Source organism: Rhodococcus sp. BP-316, assembly GCF_019836105.1.
Classification (GTDB): Bacteria; Actinomycetota; Actinomycetes; order Mycobacteriales; family Mycobacteriaceae; genus Rhodococcoides.
This window is the reverse complement of record NZ_JABUEE010000004.1, coordinates 62,367-85,074: the sequence shown is the minus strand read 5'-3', so window position 1 is coordinate 85,074 and position 22,708 is coordinate 62,367. Positions and strand designations below refer to the sequence as shown.

At 69.8% G+C, this 22,708-nt stretch carries 19 protein-coding genes and 1 other RNA gene; 10 read left to right on the top strand and 10 right to left on the bottom strand.

Annotation, left to right across the window (positions count from 1 at the left end):
* The first annotated feature begins 33 nt into the window (after positions 1-33).
* The 4 genes from cobC to HQ312_RS08925 are packed head-to-tail and all read left to right on the top strand — an operon-like array spanning position 34 to position 4,115.
* Entirely contained in the window at positions 34-1,095 is a 1,062-nt protein-coding gene (gene cobC / locus HQ312_RS08940; RefSeq protein ID WP_222638392.1) for an Rv2231c family pyridoxal phosphate-dependent protein CobC, read from the top strand.
* The gene (locus tag HQ312_RS08935) at positions 1,095-2,255 is read left to right on the top strand and encodes a Nif3-like dinuclear metal center hexameric protein (protein WP_222638391.1); all 1,161 of its coding nucleotides are present in this window, start codon (positions 1,095-1,097) and stop codon (positions 2,253-2,255) included. Before cobC ends, HQ312_RS08935 begins: the two co-directional genes overlap by 1 nt.
* A 13-nt stretch (positions 2,256-2,268) precedes the next feature.
* Positions 2,269-3,006, top strand: a complete 738-nt coding sequence (locus HQ312_RS08930; protein ID WP_027505779.1) for a zinc ribbon domain-containing protein — start codon at positions 2,269-2,271, stop codon at positions 3,004-3,006.
* Positions 3,003-4,115, top strand: a complete 1,113-nt coding sequence (locus HQ312_RS08925; RefSeq protein WP_222638390.1) for a bifunctional RNase H/acid phosphatase — start codon at positions 3,003-3,005, stop codon at positions 4,113-4,115. The genes HQ312_RS08930 and HQ312_RS08925 overlap by 4 nt, the downstream gene beginning before the upstream one ends.
* A 37-nt stretch (positions 4,116-4,152) precedes the next feature.
* On the opposite strand, the gene HQ312_RS08920 is transcribed toward HQ312_RS08925, so the two are convergent.
* Together HQ312_RS08920 and HQ312_RS08915 are read right to left on the bottom strand one after the other, a co-directional pair.
* Entirely contained in the window at positions 4,153-5,418 is a 1,266-nt protein-coding gene (locus HQ312_RS08920; protein WP_374198293.1) for an SLC13 family permease, read from the bottom strand.
* On the bottom strand, positions 5,418-5,945 hold the full coding sequence (locus tag HQ312_RS08915; RefSeq protein ID WP_222638389.1) for a DUF1697 domain-containing protein: 528 nt from the start codon (positions 5,943-5,945) through the stop codon (positions 5,418-5,420). Before HQ312_RS08915 ends, HQ312_RS08920 begins: the two co-directional genes overlap by 1 nt.
* Before the next feature lie 161 nt (positions 5,946-6,106).
* Between HQ312_RS08915 and rnpB the strand changes: the two genes are divergently transcribed.
* The 3 genes from rnpB (at position 6,107) to HQ312_RS08900 (ending at position 8,618) form a co-directional block, all read left to right on the top strand.
* An RNA gene (gene rnpB / locus HQ312_RS08910) (RNase P RNA component class A) lies at positions 6,107-6,530 on the top strand.
* A gap of 470 nt (positions 6,531-7,000) precedes the next feature.
* Complete coding sequence (locus tag HQ312_RS08905) at positions 7,001-7,186, top strand: hypothetical protein (protein WP_037185713.1); 186 nt, start codon at positions 7,001-7,003, stop codon at positions 7,184-7,186.
* Positions 7,187-7,202: 16 nt separating this feature from the next.
* On the top strand, positions 7,203-8,618 hold the full coding sequence (locus HQ312_RS08900) for an RNB domain-containing ribonuclease (RefSeq protein ID WP_222638388.1): 1,416 nt from the start codon (positions 7,203-7,205) through the stop codon (positions 8,616-8,618).
* Between the two features lie 43 nt (positions 8,619-8,661).
* Here HQ312_RS08900 and HQ312_RS08895 read toward each other — a convergent pair whose 3' ends face one another.
* The 4 genes from HQ312_RS08895 to panB form a co-directional block, all read right to left on the bottom strand.
* Positions 8,662-10,197 (bottom strand): CYTH and CHAD domain-containing protein, encoded by a 1,536-nt coding sequence (locus tag HQ312_RS08895; RefSeq protein ID WP_222638387.1) that lies wholly within the window; start codon positions 10,195-10,197, stop codon positions 8,662-8,664.
* 39 nt (positions 10,198-10,236) lie between these two features.
* Positions 10,237-11,202, bottom strand: coding sequence for a prolyl aminopeptidase (pip, locus tag HQ312_RS08890; RefSeq protein ID WP_027505785.1), 966 nt, complete (start codon positions 11,200-11,202; stop codon positions 10,237-10,239).
* Between the two features lie 2 nt (positions 11,203-11,204).
* Positions 11,205-11,621: a hypothetical protein gene (locus HQ312_RS08885; protein WP_308123859.1), complete on the bottom strand. Its 417-nt coding sequence runs from the start codon at positions 11,619-11,621 to the stop codon at positions 11,205-11,207.
* A 69-nt stretch (positions 11,622-11,690) separates the two neighbouring features.
* Positions 11,691-12,527: a 3-methyl-2-oxobutanoate hydroxymethyltransferase gene (gene panB, locus HQ312_RS08880; protein ID WP_027505787.1), complete on the bottom strand. Its 837-nt coding sequence runs from the start codon at positions 12,525-12,527 to the stop codon at positions 11,691-11,693.
* A gap of 134 nt (positions 12,528-12,661) precedes the next feature.
* Here panB and HQ312_RS08875 point away from each other — a divergent pair, with 134 nt between their 5' ends.
* The 3 genes from HQ312_RS08875 to HQ312_RS08865 all read left to right on the top strand — a co-directional run bounded on the left by HQ312_RS08875 (position 12,662) and on the right by HQ312_RS08865 (position 18,885).
* On the top strand, positions 12,662-14,251 hold the full coding sequence (locus HQ312_RS08875) for an alpha/beta hydrolase (protein WP_308123858.1): 1,590 nt from the start codon (positions 12,662-12,664) through the stop codon (positions 14,249-14,251).
* Between the two features lie 103 nt (positions 14,252-14,354).
* On the top strand, positions 14,355-15,695 hold the full coding sequence (glnA, locus tag HQ312_RS08870) for a type I glutamate--ammonia ligase (RefSeq protein WP_027505789.1): 1,341 nt from the start codon (positions 14,355-14,357) through the stop codon (positions 15,693-15,695).
* A 175-nt stretch (positions 15,696-15,870) separates the two neighbouring features.
* A complete protein-coding gene (locus HQ312_RS08865; RefSeq protein WP_056445676.1) occupies positions 15,871-18,885 on the top strand; it encodes a bifunctional [glutamine synthetase] adenylyltransferase/[glutamine synthetase]-adenylyl-L-tyrosine phosphorylase in 3,015 nt (1,004 codons plus the stop codon).
* Between the two features lie 87 nt (positions 18,886-18,972).
* On the opposite strand, the gene HQ312_RS08860 is transcribed toward HQ312_RS08865, so the two are convergent.
* Genes HQ312_RS08860 through HQ312_RS08845 form a run of 4 tightly spaced genes read right to left on the bottom strand, consistent with a single transcriptional unit; the run spans position 18,973 to position 22,604 of the window.
* Positions 18,973-19,947 carry a glycine betaine ABC transporter substrate-binding protein gene (locus tag HQ312_RS08860; protein ID WP_027505791.1) on the bottom strand — a complete coding sequence of 325 codons (975 nt, stop codon included), beginning with the start codon at positions 19,945-19,947 and terminating at the stop codon, positions 18,973-18,975.
* Positions 19,947-20,759, bottom strand: a complete 813-nt coding sequence (locus HQ312_RS08855; RefSeq protein WP_027505792.1) for an ABC transporter permease — start codon at positions 20,757-20,759, stop codon at positions 19,947-19,949. The genes HQ312_RS08860 and HQ312_RS08855 overlap by 1 nt, the downstream gene beginning before the upstream one ends.
* Positions 20,756-21,961: an ABC transporter ATP-binding protein gene (locus HQ312_RS08850; RefSeq protein ID WP_056445669.1), complete on the bottom strand. Its 1,206-nt coding sequence runs from the start codon at positions 21,959-21,961 to the stop codon at positions 20,756-20,758. Before HQ312_RS08850 ends, HQ312_RS08855 begins: the two co-directional genes overlap by 4 nt.
* Complete coding sequence (locus HQ312_RS08845; protein ID WP_027505793.1) at positions 21,954-22,604, bottom strand: ABC transporter permease; 651 nt, start codon at positions 22,602-22,604, stop codon at positions 21,954-21,956. Before HQ312_RS08845 ends, HQ312_RS08850 begins: the two co-directional genes overlap by 8 nt.
* Positions 22,605-22,708: the final 104 nt, after the last annotated feature.

The following is a 22,708-nucleotide window of genomic DNA, read 5'->3' as shown; positions in this document are numbered from 1 at the left end:
GGGTCAGTATATGGAGCGCCTACAGTCACCCGAGTGACAGGCGACGCCCGTATCGATCCGCTGCTTCGCCACCACGGCGACGTGGAGGTCGAGGCGGGCATGCTCGACTTCGCGGTGAACGTTCGTGGGTCCCGGCCCCCCGAGTGGTTGCGGCGCAGACTGATCGAGGCGGTCGACCGACTCGCGGCGTATCCGTCCGAGGCCGAGGACCGGCGGGTTCGTGACCGAGTGGCGTTGCGCCACGGTCGATCTCCGGACGAGGTGCTGTTGCTCGCCGGAGCGGCCGAAGGATTCGCGATGCTGCCTCGGCTGCGCCCGCGCCTCGCCGCGGTCGTCCACCCGTCCTTCACCGAGCCGGAGTTCGCCCTGCGCAGTGCCGACGTCCCGGTGCATCGGGTCGTCCTGCCCGCGCCGTACCGGCTCGTCGACGCCGCCGTTCCGCACGACGCCGACCTGGTGGTGCTGGGCAATCCCACCAACCCGACGTCGGTCGGCCATCCCCGCGCGGACGTGCTCGCACTCCGGGCGGAGGGACGCGTGCTCGTCGTGGACGAGGCATTCGCCGACACCGTGCCCGGCGAGCCCGAGTCCCTGGCGTCGCAGTCTCGTCCCGACGTGGTGGTGCTGCGCAGCCTCACCAAGTCGTTCGCCCTCGCGGGGCTGCGGTGCGGGTACGCGCTCGGAGCGCCGGACGTCCTCGCCACACTGAACCGGGGCCGACCCCACTGGCCGCTGGGCACCCTGCAGCTGGCCGCGATCGAGGCGTGCTGCGAACCCGACGCCGTCGCGTCCGTGGACGCCGACGCGCTCGTGCTCGCCCGCGAGCGGCAGTACCTCGTCGAACGGCTCCGCGTACTCGGGGTGGAGGTGTCGGCACCGGCGACGGCGTCGTTCGTGCTCGTCCGCGCGGAGAACGGCGCAGCGATCCGGGCCGCGTTGCGGGACCGCGGTGTCGCGGTCCGCCGAGGCGACACCTTTCCCGGCCTCGGCCCGGATCACCTGCGGATCGCGGTGCGGGGCGCGGACTCCGTCGACCGACTCGCCGACGCGTGGGGTGACGTGGTGCGCGAGATGGGCACACCTAGGGTCGAGTGATGGCATCGACGGGAACCGCAGCGCCCACCCTGGCCGAGATCATCGACGTGCTCGACGCGGCGTACCCGCCCCGGCTCGCCGAGAGCTGGGACTCGGTCGGTCTGGTGTGCGGCGATCCCGCGAACTCCGTGACCACCGTGATGTTCGCCGTCGACGCCACGGCCGCCGTCGTGGACGAGGCGATCACCGCCGGTGCCGATCTGCTCGTGGTGCACCACCCACTGCTGCTGCGCGGCGTGGACACGGTCGGTGCCCACACGCCCAAGGGCGCGTTGGTGCATCGCCTGATCACGGCGGGGTGCGCTCTGTTCACCGCCCACACCAACGCGGACTCGGCGCAGCCCGGAGTGTCCGACGCGCTGGCGACACTGCTGGGCCTCACCGATCTGCGCCCCCTCGACGAGAAGTCGGACGGGGGCCTCGACAAGTGGGGTGTGTACGTCCCGGTGGCCGACGCCCCCGCTGTGCGGCAGGCCATGTTCGACGCGGGCGGCGGGTCGATCGGCGACTACCGCGAGTGCAGCTGGAGCGTCGTGGGCGACGGCCAGTTCCGTCCCGTCGACGACGCGCGGCCGGCGATCGGCACCGTCGGCACCGTCGAATCGGTCGAGGAACGGCGCGTCGAGATGGTCGCTCCGCGCTCTGCGCGCGCGGTCGTTCTCACCGCGCTGCGCTCGGCGCACCCCTACGAGGAAGTGGCGTTCGACGTCGTCGAGACGGCCGGGTTGCCGGCCGACTGCGGGCTGGGCCGGATCGGGACGCTGGCCGAGCCGATGTCGTTGCGCGCCTTCGCCGACCGCGTCGGCAGCCGGCTCCCGTCCACTGCCTGGGGAGTGCGCGCCGCCGGCGACCCGGACGCGACGATCCGGCGGGTGGCCGTGTGCGGTGGATCCGGGGACTCGATGCTCGGCGCCGTCACGGCAGCGGGTGTCGATGCCTACGTGACCTCCGACCTGCGACACCACGTGGCGGACGAACACCTGCGGGCCGGCGGACCCGCGCTGATCGACGTCGCGCACTGGGCGGGGGAGTTCCCGTGGTGCGCCCAGGCGCGCGACCTGCTGGACAGCGCGTTCGGTGATCGCGACGGCTGGACCACCCGGACACTGACGATCAGAACGGATCCGTGGAGCATCGGCGTCCGTCCCCCGCAGGACTAGTACCGTGACACGCGTGAACGTCGACCCGAAGATCCAGCTCTCCCTCCTCGACCTGGCCGCCATGGACACCGAACTGGCCCAGCTCGCACACCGTCGACGCACTCTTCCCGAGCAGGTCGAGCTCGATGCACTCGAACGCGAGCGGATCGACCGCAAGGACGCAGCCGTGGGCGTGCAGATCTCGCTCGACGATCTGGACCGGGACATTCGCAAGCTCGAGGGCGAGGTCGACGCCGTGCGCCGCCGCGAGGAGAAGGACCGCGCTGCGCTGGCCTCCGGCGCGGCTCCCGCGAAGCAGCTCAGCGAACTCCAGCACGAGCTGGGCAGCCTCGAGCGCCGCCGCGGCATCCTCGAGGACGAGTTGCTCGAGGTCATGGAGCAGCGCGAGGCGTCGCAGAGCGACTACGAGCACGCCGGTGCCAATCTGACACAGGTCGAGGACACGATCGTCGACGCCACCCGTCGACGCGACGACGCGCTCGCCGACGTCGAGAACGCCGAGCGCACTCGGTCGGCGCAGCGCGAGGAGCTCGCCGCGCAGCTGCCCGCCGAGGTGTCCGCGATGTACGAGAAGCAGCGTGAGCGGTCGGGCATCGGTGCGGCCCTGCTGCGTGGTCGGCGCTGCGGTGCGTGCCGGATCGAGCTGGATCGCGGCGAGATCGCGCGCATCGCCGGCACCGCGCCCGACGTGGTCGTGCGGTGCTCGGAGTGCAACGCGATCCTGGTGCGCACCAACGAGTCCGGTCTGTGAGTCCCCAGCTCGACTCCGTCCTGGTGGAGGCCGACGGGGGATCGCGAGGCAACCCCGGGCCCGCCGGCTACGGAGCCGTCGTGTGGGACGCGGCGCGAGCCACGGTGTTGGCCGAGCGCCGCGAACACCTGGGAGTGGTGACGAACAACGTCGCCGAGTACCGCGGACTGATCGCCGGTCTCGAGGCGGCCCGCGAACTCGGGGCCTCGCGCGTCTCGGTGCGGATGGACTCCAAGCTGGTGGTCGAGCAGATGTCCGGCCGCTGGAAGGTCAAGCACCCGGACATGATTCCGCTGCGCGCGCGAGCAGCCGCTGTCGCGGACACGTTCGACGACGTGCAGTACGCGTGGATCCCGCGCGCCGAGAACTCGCATGCCGACCGGCTGGCCAACCAGGCGATGGACGGTGAGGACGCGCTGCTCACCGGTGCGGCCGAGGTCGCGAGCGCACCGACGCCGGTGTCGGAACGGCCTGCCTGGCAGTCCGTCTCGGGTGCCGCGACCCGCACGATCCTGCTGCGGCACGGCCAGACCGCCCTGTCGGTGGATCGTCGGTACTCCGGCCGAGGCAACCCGGAGCTCACCGAGCTCGGGCGAGCGCAGGCGGCGGCCGCGGCGCAGCGTGTCGCACTGCTGGGCGGCGTCGACGTCGTCCTGAGCTCACCGCTGGGCCGGGCGTTCGACACCGCGTCGGCCGTCTCCCGCGCGATCGACGTCCCCGTCACCGTCGTCGAGGATCTGACGGAGACGGACTTCGGCGAGTGGGAGGGCCTCACCTTCCTCGAGGCCACCGAGCGCGATCCCGAGCTGCATCGGCGGTGGATGGGCGACACGTCCGTCGCGCCGCCCGGCGGCGAGAGCTTCGACGCCGTTCTCGAACGGGTGCGCCGGGTCCGCGAGCACATCGCGACCGAGTACGCGGGGAAGACCGTCGTCGTGGTCTCGCACGTGACGCCCATCAAGACGCTCCTGCAGCTCGGCCTGGACGTCGGCCCGTCGATCCTCTACCGGATGCACCTCGACCTGGCGTCCATCAGCATCGTCGACTGGTTCGACGACGACGCGGCCTCCGTACGCCTGGTGAACGACACGTCGTTCCTCTGGGCCTGATGGAGGAACCGACACGTCGTTCCTCTGGACCTGACCACTACACCTGCAGGGCGAGCCACAGGGCGACGGTCGCCGCGACCACGGTGATCGGTGTGGTCACCAGACCCACCACGGTGAACGTGCGCAGGCTCGGCGGCTCGCCCTCCGCGCGAGCCACGCGGCGCCACAACATGATCGCGAGCGACCCGACGTAGGTGAGGTTGGGCCCGAGGTTGACGCCGATCAGCATGGCGAGCAGCGCGCCCACCGGTGCAGCGCCTGTCGTCGACGTCAGTGCGGCGAGCAGCAGCAGCGTCGCGGGCAGGTTGTTGAGCACGTTGGAGGCGACCGCGGCCACCGCGGCGACGGTCAGGAGCGCGAGCAGCGTGGACGACGTCGGCAGGATCTCGGTGACGGCCTCGCCCACCGGACCCCCGGCGAGTCCCGCGACCACCACTCCGAGCGCGAAGACGAACACGCAGAACCACAGATCGAGTGCACGCACGATCGCGACGGGAGTCGTCTCGGACCGGCGCAGCGCAGGAACGGCGAGCACGATCGCGGCCGCCGCCGCCACCCACACCGGTTCGAGGCCGAGCGACCCACTGACCGCGAAACCCACCAGGGCGCAGCCGATCACGACGAGGGCGAGCGTCGGCGCCGCCACGGACGGACCGTCGTCGTCCGGCGGGTTCTCCACTTCGCGCAGGTCGCCACGGAACAACCAACGGAACGCGGCGTACTCGAGTGCGATCGCGACGAGCCACGGCGCTGCCATCAGCGCGGTGAAGTGCAGGAACGACAGACCGGTGGCCGAGAACACCAGCAGGTTGGTGAGATTCGAGACCGGCAGCAGCGTGGAGGCCGAGTTCGACAGGTGTGCCACGGCGTACGACGCCGGCCGTGGCGACATCCCGGCGCGGCGGGCTGCGGCGATGACGACCGGGGTGAGCAGGACGACCGTCGCGTCGAGACTGAGCACTGCCGTGGTGAGGGACGCGGTGACGAACACGAGCATCAGGAGCCGCGTGGGGGAGGATCGCGACCGGGCGTGCAGGACGGACGCGATCCACGTGAACACACCGTGCGCGTCGGCGAGGTGAGCGAGAGCCAGGATCGCCGCGAGGAACGCCACCGTGGGGGCGAGCTCCGCCGTCTCCTCGAGTGCGTCGCTCGTCGACACGACTCCGAGCAGGATCGCCAGTGCCGCGGCCGGAACGGCGATGGTGGCCTCGGGGAGTCCGCGAGGGCGAGCGATGGCGAAGACCAGGACGGCAGCCACCAGCAGCGCGGCCACGACGGTCCGCGCGGTGGAATCGGTGATCACGCGAGGATCTTGCGCAGAGTGCGGAGGTTTCGCGTGGTCGTCGTCGACTTGTAGGACGCGCGCGCACTGGCCTTGCCGACGACACTGGACAGGGTGTCACCGCGCACGACCTCCCAGAACAGGACGTGATGCGGCCCGAGTGTCGACCTCTCGACGACGGGGTCGGCCGTCTCGCCGATCGCCGCGAGATCGGTGGTGGACACACCGTCCGTCGAGAAGATCACGTACGGGTGGCGTACCGCCTCGTCGGTCTCCCACGGGAAGGCGGCGACGATCTCGGCGAGCTGCTCCACGGTCACGACCACCACCCACGCCTCGTAGCCGAAGGCCTGCCGCAGGACGCCCTCCACGTCGGAGCGCACCACGGCCGGGTCCTGCGTCGTCGCGGTGAGCACCACGTTGCCCGACGCGAGAACGGTGCGCACCGCGGTGTATCCGGCGTCCTCCAGTGACGACCGCAGGGCCGCCATGGAGATACGGATGCCGCCGACGTTGATGCCGCGCAGGAGGACGACGAAGGTCATGCGCGTGACTCTAGATCCCCGGTCCGACCGTCCGTCCGCTCGGCACACCCACCCCCCGCGAGTACGTCCGAACTGTCGTGATCGGGGCTCGCCCAGCGACGGTTCGGACGTACTCGCGTGGGTGGGACGGGGTGGCGGAGCGGCTACCATGACGGGGCGGACGAGTTGGCCGGGCGGCCGCGGCACGGAGAACTGACGACCGGCGTCGTCAAGCTTCGAGCCGAGGAAAGTCCGGACTCCACAGAGCAGGGCGGTTGCCAACAGCAACCCGAGGCGACTCGCGGGACAGTGCCACAGAGAAGAGACCGCCGACCGGTCCTCGGATCGGTCGGTCAGGGTGAAACGGTGCGGTAAGAGCGCACCAGCACCCCGGGTGACCGGGGTGGCTCGGTAAACCCCGCCCGGAGCAAGATCGAAGGTCGCACCGCCGTTCGCGGTGGTGCGTCTGCGCAGGTGTCCGAGGGCTGCTCGCCCGAGCCTGCGGGTTGATCGCTCGAGGTACCCGGCGACGGTGTGCCCAGATGGATGGTCGCCACCCGGGATTCGTCCCGGGGACAGGATCCGGCTTACACGCCGACTCGTCCGCGCACACGACCAGCACGGACCGCTGCGGTGGAGGGCGGACTAGAACATACGTTCGATGTCCTCTACAGTGAGTATCGGCGGGCCGGCGGTAGGAAACTACGGGAAGCGTCGGCCCGCCGCCACGTATCGAGTCCTCCTGAACGACGAAAGGCCCCGTCCTCGATGAGGGCGGAGCCGTTCGTGAGCAGAGTGGATCAGATGGGGTCGACCACCAGCAGGGTGGCCCAGTACGTCGCGGCGTCATGGCCCATCAGCGGCAACAGTTGATCGAAGAGAAGGGTCGACATGTCGTACTCCTATCGGGTGCGTGGTCCGGCTCCGGTCCGGCGTGTGTACCCGGACATGCGAGAAGTGTAACGCGGCCGCTGGTCCCGCGGTGTGTGCGGTCGGCGCGTCGCCGACCGTGAATCACGAGGCCGCAGAACGCGAAGTCTGTTCCGTCGGGGCGGATCTGGGGCACACTGTCGATCATGAGTGACGACGACGATCAGTGGTACTTCCGTATCAGCGACAAGGCTGTCGTGCAGGGCAAGGAGGCCGGTGCGATGGACCGCATGGGCCCCTACCCCGACAGGGCCACCGCCGAGCGCGCCCTCGAGATCGCCGCGGAGCGTAACAAGGCCGCGGACGACGCCGACGACACCTGGTCTTCGTGACCGCATCGGCGCGCTCGTGACCGCGTCGGTATCGAGGCGGGCCGTTGCGCCTCGGGTCGACGGTGTCGACTTCTCGGCTGTGCGCGCCGAGTTCGACCTGCCGACCGGGTACCCGCCCGACGCGGTCCCGGTGGCGGACTCTCGTCCGACGCGGCGCGACGCGACCGACCTGGAGTTCGTGACCATCGACCCGCCCGGGTCGATGGATCTGGACCAGGCTCTCGTCGTCCACCGCACCGACGCGGGTTTCCGCCTGTACTACGCCATCGCCGACGTCGGTGCGGTCGTCGCGCCGGGAAGCGTGCTGGACGAGGAGGTGCGCCGCCGTGGACAGACGCTCTACCTCCCGGACGACAGCGTGCCGCTGCACCCTCGGCAGATGTCCGAGGACGCGTCGTCCCTCCTGCCGGACCGGGTACGGCCGGCCGCGCTGTGGACCATCGACACCGACCCCGCGGGGACGGCGACGTCCTGGCACGTCGAGCCGGCGACGGTGCGCTTACGGCAACGGTTCACCTACGCCGAGGTGCAGTCGGCTGTCGACTCCGGCACCGTGCATCCGTCGCTGACGGCGCTGCAGGATCTCGGTCGAGCGCGGCGGGCACTCGCGGTCGCGCGCGGAGCCATCGAGCTCACGCTGCCCGAACAGGAGGTCGTCGCCAACGGTTCCGACAGCGGCGGATGGCGCCTCGAGATCGCACCGCGCACCGAGGCCGACGCGTGGAACGCCGAGATGTCCCTGCTCACCGGAATGTGCGCCGCCGCGATCATGCTCGAGGCGAAGGTCGGCATCCTGCGCACTCTCCCGCCGCCGGGCGCGTCGGACGTCGAGGCACTGCGGGCGGTGGTGCGGGCACTGGGCCTGCAATGGCCGACCGGTGCCTCGCCCGGCGAGGTTCTCGCCGGCCTGGACCCGGCGGCTCCCACGACTCTCGCCGTGATGACCGAGGCGACCACGCTGTTGCGCGGCGCCGCGTACGTCGCCTTCGACGGTGAGACACCCGAGGAGCCGGACCATTCCGGGATCGGTGGACCGTACGCCCACGTCACCGCGCCGCTACGTCGGCGCGTCGACAGGTACGCCACCGAGGTGTGTCTCGCTCACTGTGCCGGAACCGCTGTCCCCGACTGGGTGCTCGCCGAGTTCGCAGAGCTGCCCGACGCGATGCGGCGCAGCGATTCGCTGGCGTCGAAGGTGGACCGTGCGTGTATCGACCTCGTCGAGGCCAGGGTGCTGGCGGACCGCGTCGGCGACACCGTCTCGGCCGTCGTGCTTCGCGGACGAACCGACAAGCGGCCCGCCGAGGTCTTCGTTCCCGAGTACACCGTCGTCGGCCCGTGTTCGGGAGACCCGGCCGAGGGCACGACCGTCACCGTGCGGGTGGGGCCGGTGGACGTCGCGACCCGGCGAGTGGAGTTCTCGGTCGGGTAGACCGGAGGCCGGTCGTCGGTGGTCGGGTAGGCCGCTCAGGTTGTCAGCCGAGGGAGGCTGCGCGGCGTCGCAGCTTCGTCCACGCGCGGGGGAGCGGCTCGAGTGCGTCCGCGCTGTCGTGTCCCTCGTTCGCGTACAGGACACCGAAGGTGAAGGTGTCCTCACCCCGTTCGGCCGCGGAGGCGGCCTCGGTCAGGATGGTGGTGCGCGACACCGCACTGTCCTGGACGTCGCCGAGGACGGACTGCACCTTCTTCGCGGCCTTCGCGACGCCGGCGGCCGTCGCTCGTACTGCTCCGTCCGAGAGCGCGCCCGCCCCTGCTTCGGCCGCGTAGCGCAGCTTCTTGGCGTTCTTGCGCACGTCGTGCAGCGCCTCGGCACGCTCGTGTCCGGTGAGCGCGGCCGCGTGGGCCTCGGCTCGGGCGATCTTCCGGTACTGGCCCCGCAGCACCTTCCGGAAGACCTTGTCCGCGCGGCTGTCCGACGGACCGACGGTGGGTGCTGCCAGGAGAGCGTCGAGTGCGTCGAGCAGGGCGAAGTAGCGTTCACCGCTCAACTCCCGCACGACCTCCTCGTGCGCGAGCGTGTACAGCCGTCGCTGGGTGCCGACGAGGGTCTCGACCACGGGACCGCGCACAGCGTCTGACGTCAGCGCCGCGAGCGCCGCGTCGTAACGGGCCGCCAGCACCTCGGCGTCGCGAGCGGTGCCGAGAATGTCGGCGAGCCAGGACAGTTCGCCACGGACCGCGTCGACGGACGGTCGGTCGAGCAGATCGCGGTAGGACCGCAGCACGCTGCGCAGTCGCCGCGTGGCGACGCGCATGGCGTGCACCGCGTCGTCGTCGTTCTCCCGCACGCGCGGATCCGCCGCGAGGAGAGCGGACACGTCGGTGGCCAGGGCGGCGAGCAGCGCGGACCCGGCGGTGCCGTCGGGCGTGGCATCGCCGGTCCGGAGATCCGCCAGGCGGGATCCGAGCGCCCGTGCGAGCTTCGACGGTGAGGAACCGGGGTCGGCGCCGTGGGAGAGCAGGTAGGTGCTCACCTTCTCCAGGGTGCGGCGGTCACCGTCGAGCAACTCCACCTCCCATTCACGCCAGCGAACAGTGGTGTCGTCCAACAGGTTTCGGGCGGTGACGGTGTCGTCGCACAGCTCCGCGGCGGTCTGGTGCCGCTTCGTGGCCACGACGGTGACGATGCGGCGGGTCTCGATGCTCGCGACGGGCACGAGCGGTTTGCCTCGCACGTGCGCCGTCACACGATCGGCGACCTCGGCCGGCACGCGAGCGGTGTTGCCGCCCGCGGACAGCGGGCTCCGCAGCTCGAGACGCTCGTCGGACGAGACGGGCATCTTGATGTGCCATCCCGCGTCGGAGCTTCCGGTCCGTCGACGCACCGTGATGCGTCGACGCGCCAGATCGAGATCCGGGGTGTCGAAGTACGTGGAGACCGGGTGTGTCAGCTCCGGTGCGGACGCAGACACGATCGACTTCGCCCCCGTGAGCTCGGGAACCGGCGTGTCCATGCCGACGTCGAACTTCGCCTCGATCTCCGTGTGCGCATCCGCACCACCTGAACTCATGGTGACATCTTTACCACCTGCAGGTGAACGGCCGGTTCGTCAGCGGCGGAAGGAGTCCGTCGCCTCGACGAGGTGATGGATGATTCCCGGTTCCGCGGCGGAGTGCCCGGCGTCGTCGACGATGTGGAGTGTCGACGACGGCCAGGATCGATGCAGATCCCAGGCGCTCGTGGCCGGGCACACCACGTCGTAACGGCCCTGCACGATGACACCGGGGATGTGGGCGATGGAGTCCATGTTCGCCAGCAACTGATTCTGTTCCAGGAACCCCTGGTGCACGAAGTAGTGATTCTCGATGCGCGAGAACGCGAGTGCGAACCGTGCCTCGGAGTTCTGCTCCACGCGTTCCGGTTTCGGGAGCAGGGTGCTGGTGGCGCCCTCCCACGTGGACCACGCGACCGCCGCGTTCAGCGCGGTCTCCGGGTCGGACGAGTGAAGGAGTCGGTGGTAGATCTCCACGGGGTCGCCGTCGCGCTCCGCCGCCGGGATCGGGGCGAGAAACTTCTCCCACAGTTCTGGGAAGAGGTGTCCCGCGCCGCCGCGGTAGTACCAGTCGATCTCCGACTCACGCAGCAGGAAGATGCCGCGCAGCACCAGTGACGTGACGCGGTGCGGGTGCGCCTGGGCGTACGCGAGCGACAACGTCGATCCCCACGACCCGCCGAACACCGACCACGTGTCGATGCCGAGATGCTCACGCAGGACCTCCATGTCGGCGATGGAGTGTCCGGTGGTGTTGACGGAGAGATCGGCGCCGTCGGCGACGTGCGGCGTGGACCGACCGCACCCGCGCTGGTCGAACAGCACGATCCGGTAGGCCTCGGGATCGAAGTAGCGACGCTGATCGGGACCCGTGCCGCCGCCCGGTCCGCCGTGCACGAACACCACCGGAGTGCCGTCGGGGTTGCCGCTGACCTCGAAGTGGAGGTGCTGCCCGTCGCCGACATCGAGCATCCCCGAGTCGTGCGGGTCGAGTTCGGGGTAGAGGGACCGGCGCGCCGTCATCGTCACAGCCCCACGAGGCCCGACGCGAGATCGGGAATCTCGAGGATGTCGACGACCTGGCTCCGTACGTCGGAGCACGCGTCGGTGGCGGCCGTGTCGACGATCCCGCGGTTCTGGATCACCGCGGCGTTCAGTCCGTAGCGTGCCGCCCACGTCTGCACCAGGATGTTCAGGCCGCCGCGGCCCACGGTCGGACCCTGCACACGCCAGTTCGACAGCTGTGCCTCGAGGTCGGTGCACAGCGACTGAGCCTGATCCTCGGACACCGTCGGGGTGGCTGGAGCCGCCGACGTGGTCGTCGTGGGAGCGGCCGTCGTCGTCGACGCAGTGGTGGTGTCCGACCCGCCTGCGCACGACGTCAGGGTCACGGTCGCTGCTGCCAGAACACCCGCCGCGGCGAGTCCATGTCGCATCATCATGGCCCCGAGTGTGCCACCCGGGTGCTTCCCCGATCGGCCCGCCCGCGTCGCTCGCCCGGGGTCGCAGTCCTAGAAGCTGTGCTCCTGCGCGGGGAAGGCCCCCGACCGCACCTCGGCGGCGTAGGTCGACGCCGCGGCGCGCAGCTGGTCGCCGACGTCGCCGAAACGCTTGACGAACTTGGCGGTGCGACCGCTGGTGAAACCGGCCATGTCCTGCCAGACGAGAACCTGGGCGTCGCACTCCGGACCGGCACCGATGCCGACGGTGGGGATCGTCAGCTTGCGCGTCACCTGGCCGGCGAGATCGGCGGGCACCATCTCCATGACGACGGCGAAGGCGCCGGCCTCCTGGACGGCGATGGCGTCGGCCACGAGCTGCTCGGACGCGTCGCCGCGGCCCTGCACGCGAAAACCACCGAGTCCGTTGACGCTCTGCGGGGTGAAGCCGATGTGCGCCATCACGGGGATACCGGCGGCGGTGATGGCGGCGATCTGCGGGGCGACACGCTCGCCGCCCTCGAGCTTGACCGCGTTGGCCTGGCCCTCGCGCATGAAGCGGACAGCGGTCTCGACGGCCTGCTGCGGAGAGATCTCGTAGGTGCCGAACGGCAGGTCGGCGACCACGAGTGCGTTGGGGGCACCACGGACCACGCCGCGGACCAGGGGGATGAGCTCCGCGATGTCGATGTGCACCGTGGTGTCGTAGCCGTAGACGACGTTGGCGGCCGAGTCGCCCACGAGCAGGACGGGGATGCCGGCCTCCTCGAAGATGCGCGCGCTCGAGTAGTCGTATGCGGTGAGCATGCTCCAGCGGTCGCCGGAGGCCTTCATCGCCTGCAGGTGGTGGGTGCGGGTCTTGCGGCCCGTGGGTGCGGATCCGTACAGCGGGGTCTCAGCAGCAGACATCTAGCGTCCCTTTCGTCCTCGAGGCCCGCTCGGCGGGTCCCCGGGTAGAGGTGATGACGCGTTCAGTCTGCCACCGCCGGGTTCCGCGGCACGAGTGCGCTTGGTCACACACCACGCCGTGCCACCATCGAGACGTGTCCTCCCGTCGCGTGTCCGTCCGTCTCGCCGTCTCCCTCTCGGTTCTCGCAGTGCTGGCCGCGGCGTGCGGCTCCGATGTCGGCGGCACTCCCACCGACGACGAGGGTGGGTCCGTGCCCGTCACGACGACGGAGACGCGTGCCGATCAACCGTCGACGCTGGACGCCTTTCGGGCGCAGCGTGTCACGTGGGGATCGTGCGAGGGATTCGTGACCGACGGGTCCGAGCTGGACCCGAGCCTGCAGTGCGGCCGGGTGACCGTGCCGATCGACTACGACGATCCGGCCGGGCCCACCGCCTCACTGGCGCTGTCCCGGTCGGCGGCGACGGGGGAGAAGGTGGGCTCGATGCTCGTCAACCCCGGCGGACCCGGCGCGTCGGGCCTCTCGACTGCGACGGTGGCGCGGGGTACCGCCGTCGAATCGTCCTTCGACGTCATCGGATTCGACCCTCGGGGCATCGGTGCGTCGGTGCCGGCGGTGCGCTGCGACACTCCGCGGGAGTTCGACGCCGAGCGTGCGGACAACGACGTGGACACCTCGCCCGCCGGCATCACCGAGACCGAGAAGGAGAATCAGGACTACGCCGCGCGGTGCGCCGAGCGCAACGATCCGGTGTTGCTCGAACACCTCACGTCGGCCGACGTCGCGCGGGACATGGACGTCGTCCGGTCGGTGCTCGGCGACGATCAGCTGACGTATCTCGGATTTTCGTACGGGACGCGGCTGGGCTACACCTACGCCGAACTCTTCCCCGAGAACGTGCGCGCGATGGTGCTCGACGGCGCTCTCGACCCCGCTGCGAACGCGGCCGACGAGGTGGTCGCCCAGGGCGCAGGCTTCCAGTCGGTGTTCGACGCCTTCGCGGCCGACTGCGCGGGGCGGTCCGACTGTCCACTCGGTACCGACCCGGCGGGAGCCGTGCGTTCCTTCCGGGCCCTGGTCGATCCGTTGGTGGACCGGCCCGCGAGCACCGAGCTCACCGGGCCGGAGGGTGCCCGCTCGCTGAGCTACGACGACGCCGTGACCGGAGTGCAGCAGGCGCTCTACAGCACCGAACTGTGGGGACCGTTGAGGCGCGGACTGACTCAGCTGGAGAACGGTCAGGGCGACATCCTGCTCTCGCTCGCCGATCTCTACAACGGGCGCCTGAGCGACGGCACGTACAGCAACACCAACGACGCGTTCACCGCCGTGCGGTGCGTCGACGATCCGCGGGTGACCGACCGGGCGGAGGAGGGCGCGCTCGACGCCCGGTTCCGCGCCGCCGCGCCGTTCCTGGACGACGGCCGGGGCAACGGCACCGCGCCGCTCGAGCCGTGCGCCTTCTGGCCGGTCCCCTCGGCAGCCGACCCGGGGCCGGTCTCGATACCGGGACTCGCACCGACCGTGGTGGTCTCGACCACCGATGATCCCGCCACCCCGTACGAGGCCGGGGTCGCTCTGGCCGCGCAGCTGGGCTCGTCGCTGGTCACCTATGAGGGGAATCAGCACACCGCCTCGTTCGCCGGGATCGCCTGCATCGACGACGCCGTGTCCGCCTACCTCGTCGACCTGACGCCTCCACCAGCAGGTCTGCGCTGCTGAGCCGTGACCTCACAGTCGTCGCCACCGCGCTGTGAGGTCCAGAAAGTGCGACCGGTTTCACGATGTAACACGGATTTAATGCAACGTGCCTAGCCTGACGGTCATGGATCGCCAAAAGGAATTCGTGCTTCGCACTCTGGAGGAGCGCGACATCCGGTTCGTCCGTCTGTGGTTCACGGACGTGCTCGGCTACCTCAAGTCCGTGGCCATCGCTCCGGCCGAACTCGAGGGCGCGTTCGAGGAGGGCATCGGCTTCGACGGCTCGGCGATCGAGGGCTTCTCACGAGTCTCCGAGGCCGACACCGTGGCCAAGCCCGACCCCACGACGTTCCAGATCCTGCCCTGGACCACCAGCAAGGGCGAGCAGCACTCCGCCCGCATGTTCTGCGACATCGCGATGCCCGACGGGTCGCCGTCCTGGGCCGATTCCCGGCACGTGCTGCGTCGACAGCTCTCCAAGGCCGCAGACCTCGGATTCAGCTGCTACGTGCATCCCGAGATCGAGTTCTTCCTGTGCAAGGAACTGCCCGACGACGGTCGGCCCCCCGTCCCCGCGGACAACGGCGGCTACTTCGACCAGGCCGTCCACGACGAGGCGCCGAACTTCCGGCGCCACGCCATCGACGCCCTCGAGTCCATGGGCATCTCGGTGGAGTTCAGCCACCACGAGGCCGCGCCCGGTCAGCAGGAGATCGACCTGCGCTACGCCGACGCCCTGTCCATGGCCGACAACGTGATGACCTTCCGCTACCTCGTCAAGGAGGTCGCGATCGACGAGGGCGTGCGCGCGACGTTCATGCCCAAGCCCTTCAGCGATCAGGCCGGCTCGGCCATGCACACGCACATGAGCCTGTTCGAGGGCGAGACCAACGCCTTCCACAACCCGGACGACCCCATGCAGTTGTCCGAGACCGGCAAGGCCTTCATCGCGGGCATCCTCGAGCACGCCAACGAGATCAGCGCGGTCACCAACCAGTGGGTCAACTCCTACAAGCGTCTGATCCACGGCGGCGAGGCCCCCACGGCGGCGTCCTGGGGTCCGTCGAATCGCTCTGCGCTGGTACGCGTTCCGATGTACACGCCGAACAAGGCGTCCTCTCGTCGCGTCGAGATCCGCAGCCCCGACTCGGCGTGCAACCCGTACCTCACCTTCGCCGTGCTGCTCGCGGCCGGACTGCGCGGGGTGGAGAAGGGGTACACGCTGCCGCCCGAGGCCGAGGAGGACGTGTGGTCGTTGACCTCCGCCGAACGCCGCGCCATGGGCTACCGGGAGCTGCCCAGCAGCCTCAACGAGGCGCTCGCCGCCATGGAGGGCTCCGAGCTGGTGGCCGAGGCGCTCGGCGAGCACGTCTTCGACTACTTCCTGCGCAACAAGCGTCGTGAGTGGGAGTCGTACCGTTCGCACGTGACGCCGTTCGAGCTCAAGACCTACCTGGGTCTGTAGGGCCGGCGCGACTGCGCGATTGTCGAGTGAACGGGGCTGTCGAGTAACGTCGACACGCCATGAACATGTCGGAATGCACCACCGTCCCGAGATTCGTCGACCCGCGGTTCGTCCACCCGACGTTCGCTGACGCCGACCCGGCGGTCGACTCGTACACCGTGGTGGAGGCTCGCCCGTGATTCCGCCCAGTTCCCGTTCCACCGTGCCCAGCCCCGGACGGCTCGGTCTCGTCGAGGCGTCTGCCCCGGCGAACCTGTCGCTGCTGGGCTGGACCGACGAGGACAGCACCGAGCTGCTGTGGTCGCTGTCGCGCTCGCCCGACGCCGATCTCGCGCTGCGCACTCTCGCGCGCCTCGCCGAGGATCTCGGTGACAACTGGTCCGACCTCGACGCCCGCCTGCGCACCGACAAGAGTCTGCGCGGCCGCATGTTCGCTCTCGCCGGATCGTCCAGCGCTCTCGGTGACCACCTGGTGTCCGAGCCGGAGAAGTGGCGCCTGCTCACCACCTGCACGGAGTCGTTGCCCACGGCCGACGAGCTGCGCGACTCGATGCTCGCGAGCGTCGGTGCCGTCGCGGAGACGGGCGACGACGCCCTCGGTCAGGTGTTCCGGGCCGAGCTGACCGGACCCAAGGCCATCATCGCGCTGCGCACGGCGTACCGCGACCACCTCATGATCCTGGCCGCCGCCGATCTCGCGGCGACCGTGGAGAACGAGCCCGTCGTGCCCTACGAGGTGGTCGGTCGTCAGCTGTCCGATCTGGCGGACGCGGCGCTCACCGCGGCACTGTCGGTGGCCGTCACCGTCACGTTCCCCGACGGGCCCTGCTCGGTCCGACTCGCGGTCATCGCGATGGGCAAGTGCGGTGCGCAGGAACTGAACTACGTGAGCGACGTAGACGTCGTCTTCGTCGCCGAACCCTCCAACTCCCTCGCCACCCGCATGGCCGGCGAGATGATGCGCATCGGCTCGTCCGCCTTCTTCGAGGTCGACGCCGCACTGCGTCCCGAGGGCAAGCAGGGCGAACTGGTCCGCACTCTCGACTCGCACCTGGCGTACTACCAGCGGTGGGCGAAGACCTGGGAGTTCCAGGCGTTGCTCAAGGCGCGCGCCATGACCGGTGACGCCGAGCTGGGCCAGGCCTACGTCGACGCGGTGACGCCGATGGTGTGGGTGGCCAGTGAGCGCGAGGACTTCGTCCCCGAGGTGCAGGCGATGCGCCGCCGCGTCGAGGAGATGGTGCCGGCCGAGCTGCGCGAGCGCGAGATCAAGCTGGGGCGCGGCAGCCTGCGTGACGTCGAGTTCGCCGTCCAGCTGCTGCAACTCGTGCACGGACGAGCCGACGACTCCCTCCACGAACGCGGTACCGTCGCCGCGCTGTCCGCTCTCGCCACCGGCGGCTACATCGGGCGTGACGACGCGGCCAACCTCACCGCGTCCTACGAGTTCCTCCGCCTCATCGAGCACCGGCTGCAGCTGCAGAAGCTGCAGCGCACGCACCTCCTGCCGCCGGACGACGACGACGAGGCGATGCGCTGGCTCGCCCGCGCCGCCCACATGCGTCCCGACGGCAACCACGACGCGACCGGCGTTCTGCGCCAGGAGATCCGTCGCAACGCGCAGCGGATCCGGCGGTTGCACGCTCGGCTGTTCTATCGCCCTCTGCTCGAATCGGTGGCCCGGCTGGACAGCGACTCGCTGCGCCTCAGTTCGGATTCCGCGATCCGGCAGCTCTCGGCGCTCGGCTACTCGGCTCCGCAGAACGCGCTCGGGCACCTGAGCGCACTCGTCGGCATGGGTGCGCGCAAGGGTCGCATCCAGTCACTGCTGCTGCCTACGCTGCTCGAATGGCTGGGCGACACACCGGATCCCGACGCGGGCCTGCTGGCCTACCGACGGCTGTCCGAGGAGGTCGCCGAGCAGTCCTGGTTCCTGCGGCTGGTCCGCGACGAGGGCCCGGTGGCGCAGCGCCTGATGCAGGTGCTCGGGTCGTCGGAGTACCTGCGCGGTGTGTTGGTCAACGCGCCGGAGGTCATCCGGCTCTTCGCCGACGGATCGACCGGCCCCAAACTGCTCGACGTCGATCCCACCGAGACGTACGGCGCCATCCTGAAGTCCTCTGCGCGCTACGACGATCCGGTACGCGCGGTCGCGGCGGCGCGGTCCCTGCGTCGCTACGAACTGGCGCGGGTCGCCTCGGCGGACATCCTCGGACTGCTCGAGGTCCCCGAGGTGTGCCGGGCGCTGTCCTCGGTGTGGGCAGCGGTCATCAACGCCGCCCTGGACGCGGCGGTCCGTGCGTCCGTCGCCGAGCGCGGCGGCACCGCTCCCGCGTCGATCGCCATCATCGGCATGGGTCGACTCGGTGGTGGTGAACTGGGCTACGGGTCCGACGCCGACGTGTTGTTCGTGTGCGAGCCGGCCGAGGGCGCCGACGACAGCGACGCCGTCAAGTGGGCCAACGCCATCGCCGATCGTGTCCGCAAGCTCCTGGGTTCGCCGAGCCAGGACCCGCCGCTGGAGGTGGACACCGGACTTCGTCCCGAGGGGCGCAACGGGCCTGTCGTGCGCACACTCTCGGCCTACGACGCGTACTACTCGCAGTGGGCGCAGCCGTGGGAGGTGCAGGCCCTGCTCCGCGCCCACCAGGTCGCCGGCGATCAGGACCTGGGAATCCGGTTCCTGCTCATGGCCGACCGCATCCGGTACCCCGAGGGCGGAGTCTCCGAGGACGCCGTCCGCGAGATCCGGCGCATCAAGGCCCGGGTCGACGCGGAGCGACTGCCCAAGGGAGCCGACCCGAAGACGCACACCAAGCTGGGGCGCGGGGGACTGGCCGACGTCGAGTGGACCGTGCAGTTGCTGCAACTGCGTCACGCCCACCGCATTCCGGCGCTGCACAACACGTCGACCCTGGAGTGCCTCGACGCGATCGGCGCCGCGGAGCTCATGAGCCCTGGCGACGTCGACCTCCTGCGCCAGGCGTGGCTCACGGCCACGAAGGCCCGTAACGCGCTGGTCCTGGTGCGCGGCAAGCCGACCGATCAGTTGCCGGCTCCCGGCAAGGTGCTGTCAGCCGTCGCGCAGGTGGCCGGCTGGCCCAGTGGCGACGCGGGGGAGTTCCTCGACAACTACCTGCGCGTCACCCGTCGGGCCAAGGCCGTGGTGGAACGCGCGTTCGGTTCCTGACCCGTACCGGTTCTGCACAGAGAACGACCCCGCTCGGCCGACTGTGCCGGGCGGGGTCGCCTTCTGTGCAGTAGGTGTACCTCGGGGTCAGTCGGCCCCGGCGGTGACGAAACCCTGCTGCACCATCCAGTCACGCGCCACCTCGGCGGGTTCCCGGCCGTCGACGTCGACCTGCTTGTTCAGCTCGGTGATGGCGTCGATGGTGAGCGCCGCGGACACCGGCGCGGTGATCTCCGCGATCTCCGGGTAGCGGTCGGCGATCTCCTGACGCAAGTTCACCGTCGCGTTGTAGCGCGGGAAGAACAGCTTGTCGTCCTCGACGACCACCAGGTCGAGACCCTTGATGCGGCCGTCGGTGGTGAACACCTCGCCGAACTTGCACTGCGAGCCGTCCGCCGTCGCCTGGTAGATGATGCCCGTCTGCAGGATCTGGCGGTTCACCGCGTTCGCGTCGAAGCCGTACGCCGCCGCCATGCCGGGGAAACCGTCCTGGCGGGAGTTGAACTCGGTCTCCACGCACACCGCCGCGGCGGCGGGATCACGCTGCACCAGGGCGGCGTAGTCGGACAGCGTCTTCACGCCGGTCTCCTGCGCCGTCTGCTGGTTCATCGCGAGTGCGTACGTGTTGTCCATCGGCGCCGGGTTGACCCAGACGATGCCGTTCGCCTTGTCCGCGTCCCGCACCGCGTCGTACTGCTCTGTCGCGTCGGGAATGGGAGTCTCGTTGCCGAGGTAGTTGATCCAGCCGGTGCCGGTGTACTCGTAGGTGACGTCGACCTGGCCGCTGATCATGGCCTGCCGCGTACTGTTGGATCCCGAGATGTTGGTCAGGTCGCGGACGTTCGCCCCCGCCGCCTCGAGCGCGAACTCCAGGATGTAGCCGAGGATGATCTGCTCGGTGAAGTCCTTGGAACCGACGGTGAGCTCGGCACCTTCGAGACCCGGCTGCGCCGTGATGCTTCCGGGTTCGACGGCCAGGGGCACCGCGCTGCCGGACTGCAGCCCGCAGCTGGTGAGGGCGAGGGTGGAGACCGCGCACAGTGCGATCAGGGTACGGCGCATCAGCGCAGTCCTTTCGGTCCGAGGAAGGCCTCGGCGAGAGCGCCCAACCAGTCGACGAGCAACGCCAACGCCACCGCGAGCACGGCGCCCACGACGAGGATGAGCGGCTGATTGAGCTTGTACCCGGTGTCGATGAGCACGCCGAGGCCGCCGGCGCCGACGAGGAAGCTCAGCGTGGCGGTACCGACCGCCAGCACGAGAGAGGTGCGCAGGCCGGCGAGGATGTACGGCACCGCGAGTGGGAACTCGATGCGCCACAGGATGCCGGAGCCCGACATGCCCTGTCCGCGTGCGGCATCGATGTAACTGGCGTCCACCTGCTGGAACCCCAGCATGGTGTTCCGCAGCACCGGCAGCAGCGAGTAGAACGCGATGGGCAGGACACCGACCCAGAACCCGGTGCTGCCGGTCGCCAGGAACAACAGCACCAGCAGGCCGACGGCAGGGGCAGCCTGGCCGATGTTCGCGATACCGATGAAGACGGGAGCGAGTCGTCGATAGCCGTTGCGAGTGAGGATGATTCCGAGGGGCACCGCGATCAGCACGACGAGTGCCGTCACGACGAACGTGATCAGGACGTGCTCGAGAACGCGCTGGGAGATCGTGGCGACGTTGATCGTCGCCGCCTGCGTCGCCGTGAGATCACGCGTGAGGGCGTAGACCAGCGTGACCACCACGAGGACGAGAACCAGTGCGGGCTGGACGACCAGACGGATCCGTTCGGCTCGCCGCGCTGCCCTGGCCGCGGACTTCGCATCGCCCTCTGCGTCGGCGGGATCGTCGACGACGGACGCCTCGACCGACGCCGTCACGACGACGCGCCCGAGACGGACGCCGCGCCCGCGTCGACCACGTCGTCGTGGTCGTGCGCGTGCTGCGAACGGATGGTCTTGATGGTGTCGATCAGTGCCTCGATGGTGACGGTGCCGACGTACTCGCCGCGCTTGCCCGTCACGGTCGCCGTCGCGTTGCCCTCGGCGAGCAGGGCCTCGAGCGCGTCCTGCAGCGTGGACTGGATCGACACGAGCTCACCGATCGGCACACCGACGTCGCGGAGGCTGCCCACGCCGGCGAGGTGACGACGGTCGGTCCACCGGATGGGCCGCTTGCGGGAGTCGAGGATGAGACCCCACGCCTCCGGATCGGTGCCGAGCGCCCGGTTCATCGTCTCGACGGGCTCGTCCTCACCGAAGGCGGGAACATCGCTGAGCTCGATGTCGCGCACACGCATGAGGGTGAGCTGCTTGAGAGCCGCACCGGCGCCGACGAAGCCGGCCACCGTCTCGTCGGCGGGATTGGCCAGCACGGCCTCGGGGGTGTCGTACTGCAGGATGCGGGACTGGTTGCCCAGGACGGCGATCCGGTCGCCCAGCTTGACGGCCTCGTCGAAGTCGTGTGTCACGAAGACGATCGTCTTGCCCAGCTCGGCCTGCAGGCGCATCAGCTCGTCCTGCAGGAGGCCGCGGGTGATGGGGTCGACGGCACCGAACGGCTCGTCCATCAACAGAACCGGGGGGTCGGCCGCCAGAGCGCGGGCCACACCCACGCGCTGCTGCTGCCCACCGGAGAGCTGGCGCGGGTAGCGCTCGCGGTACTGGCCCGGATCGAGTCCGACCAGATCGAGCATCTCGTCGGTGCGGTCGGAGATCTTCTTCTTGTTCCACCCGATGAGCCCGGGGACCATGCCGACGTTCTGCGCGATCGTCATGTGCGGGAACAGGCCGGCCTGCTGGATCGAGTAGCCGATGGTGCGCCGCAGCTCGTTCGGATCGATGGACAGCGCGTCCTTGCCGCCGATCGTGATCCGGCCGGACGTGGGCTCGATGAGGCGGTTGATCATCCGCATCGTCGTCGTCTTGCCGCAGCCCGACGGTCCCACCAACACGACGACCTCACCCGCGGGGATGGTGAGCGACACGTGGTCGACCGCGGCGGCCTTCTGGTTGGGGTAGGACTTCGTCACGTCCTCGAGGACGATCTCTGCTCCGGTGGTGGTGCGAGTCGTGTCAGTCACGGATACCCCTCGAGGTGGTGAGTTTGCCGATCAGGACGTAGATCCCGTCGAGGATCAGCGCCAGGATGACGATCAGGACGGTGCCGGTGAGGGCCTGGGGAACTGCGGTGGGGCTGCCGACGCGGGCCAGTCCGGAGAACAGGAGATTGCCGAGGCCGGGGCCCTTGGCGTACGCGGCGATGGCGAGAATGCCCATCGCCATCTGAGTGCTGACGCGCATCCCGGTGAGAATCGACGGCCACGCGAGAGGAATCTCGATGCGACGCAACACGGTGGCTCGGCTCATGCCGATACCGCGTGCCGCATCGCTGACCGCCGGATTCACCGCGTCGAGTCCGACCACCGTGTTCCGGATGATCGGCAGCAACGAGTACAGCACCAGCGCGGTGACGGTCGGCTTGACGCCGAGACCGAGAATGGGAATCAGCAGTCCCAGCAGCGCGAACGACGGGATGGTGAGCACCGTGCTCGCGAGAGCGGTGGCGACGGCGGAGCCGGCGGGACTGCGGTAGACGAGAACTCCGATGGCGACACCCAGGATGGTCGCGATGACGACACACTGGACGACGGCGGAGACGTGAAGATAGGAATCGATCGCGAGCTGCCTTCGGCGGCCGACGATGAAGTCCCACAGAGCATCCATCAGGTGCAGATCCTTCGCTCGGCAACAGGAGAGACGCGACTGTGGTGGTGCCACGACGTCCGGCGTCCGGGTGGATCGTCACCCGGAACACAGCGGACACCCGT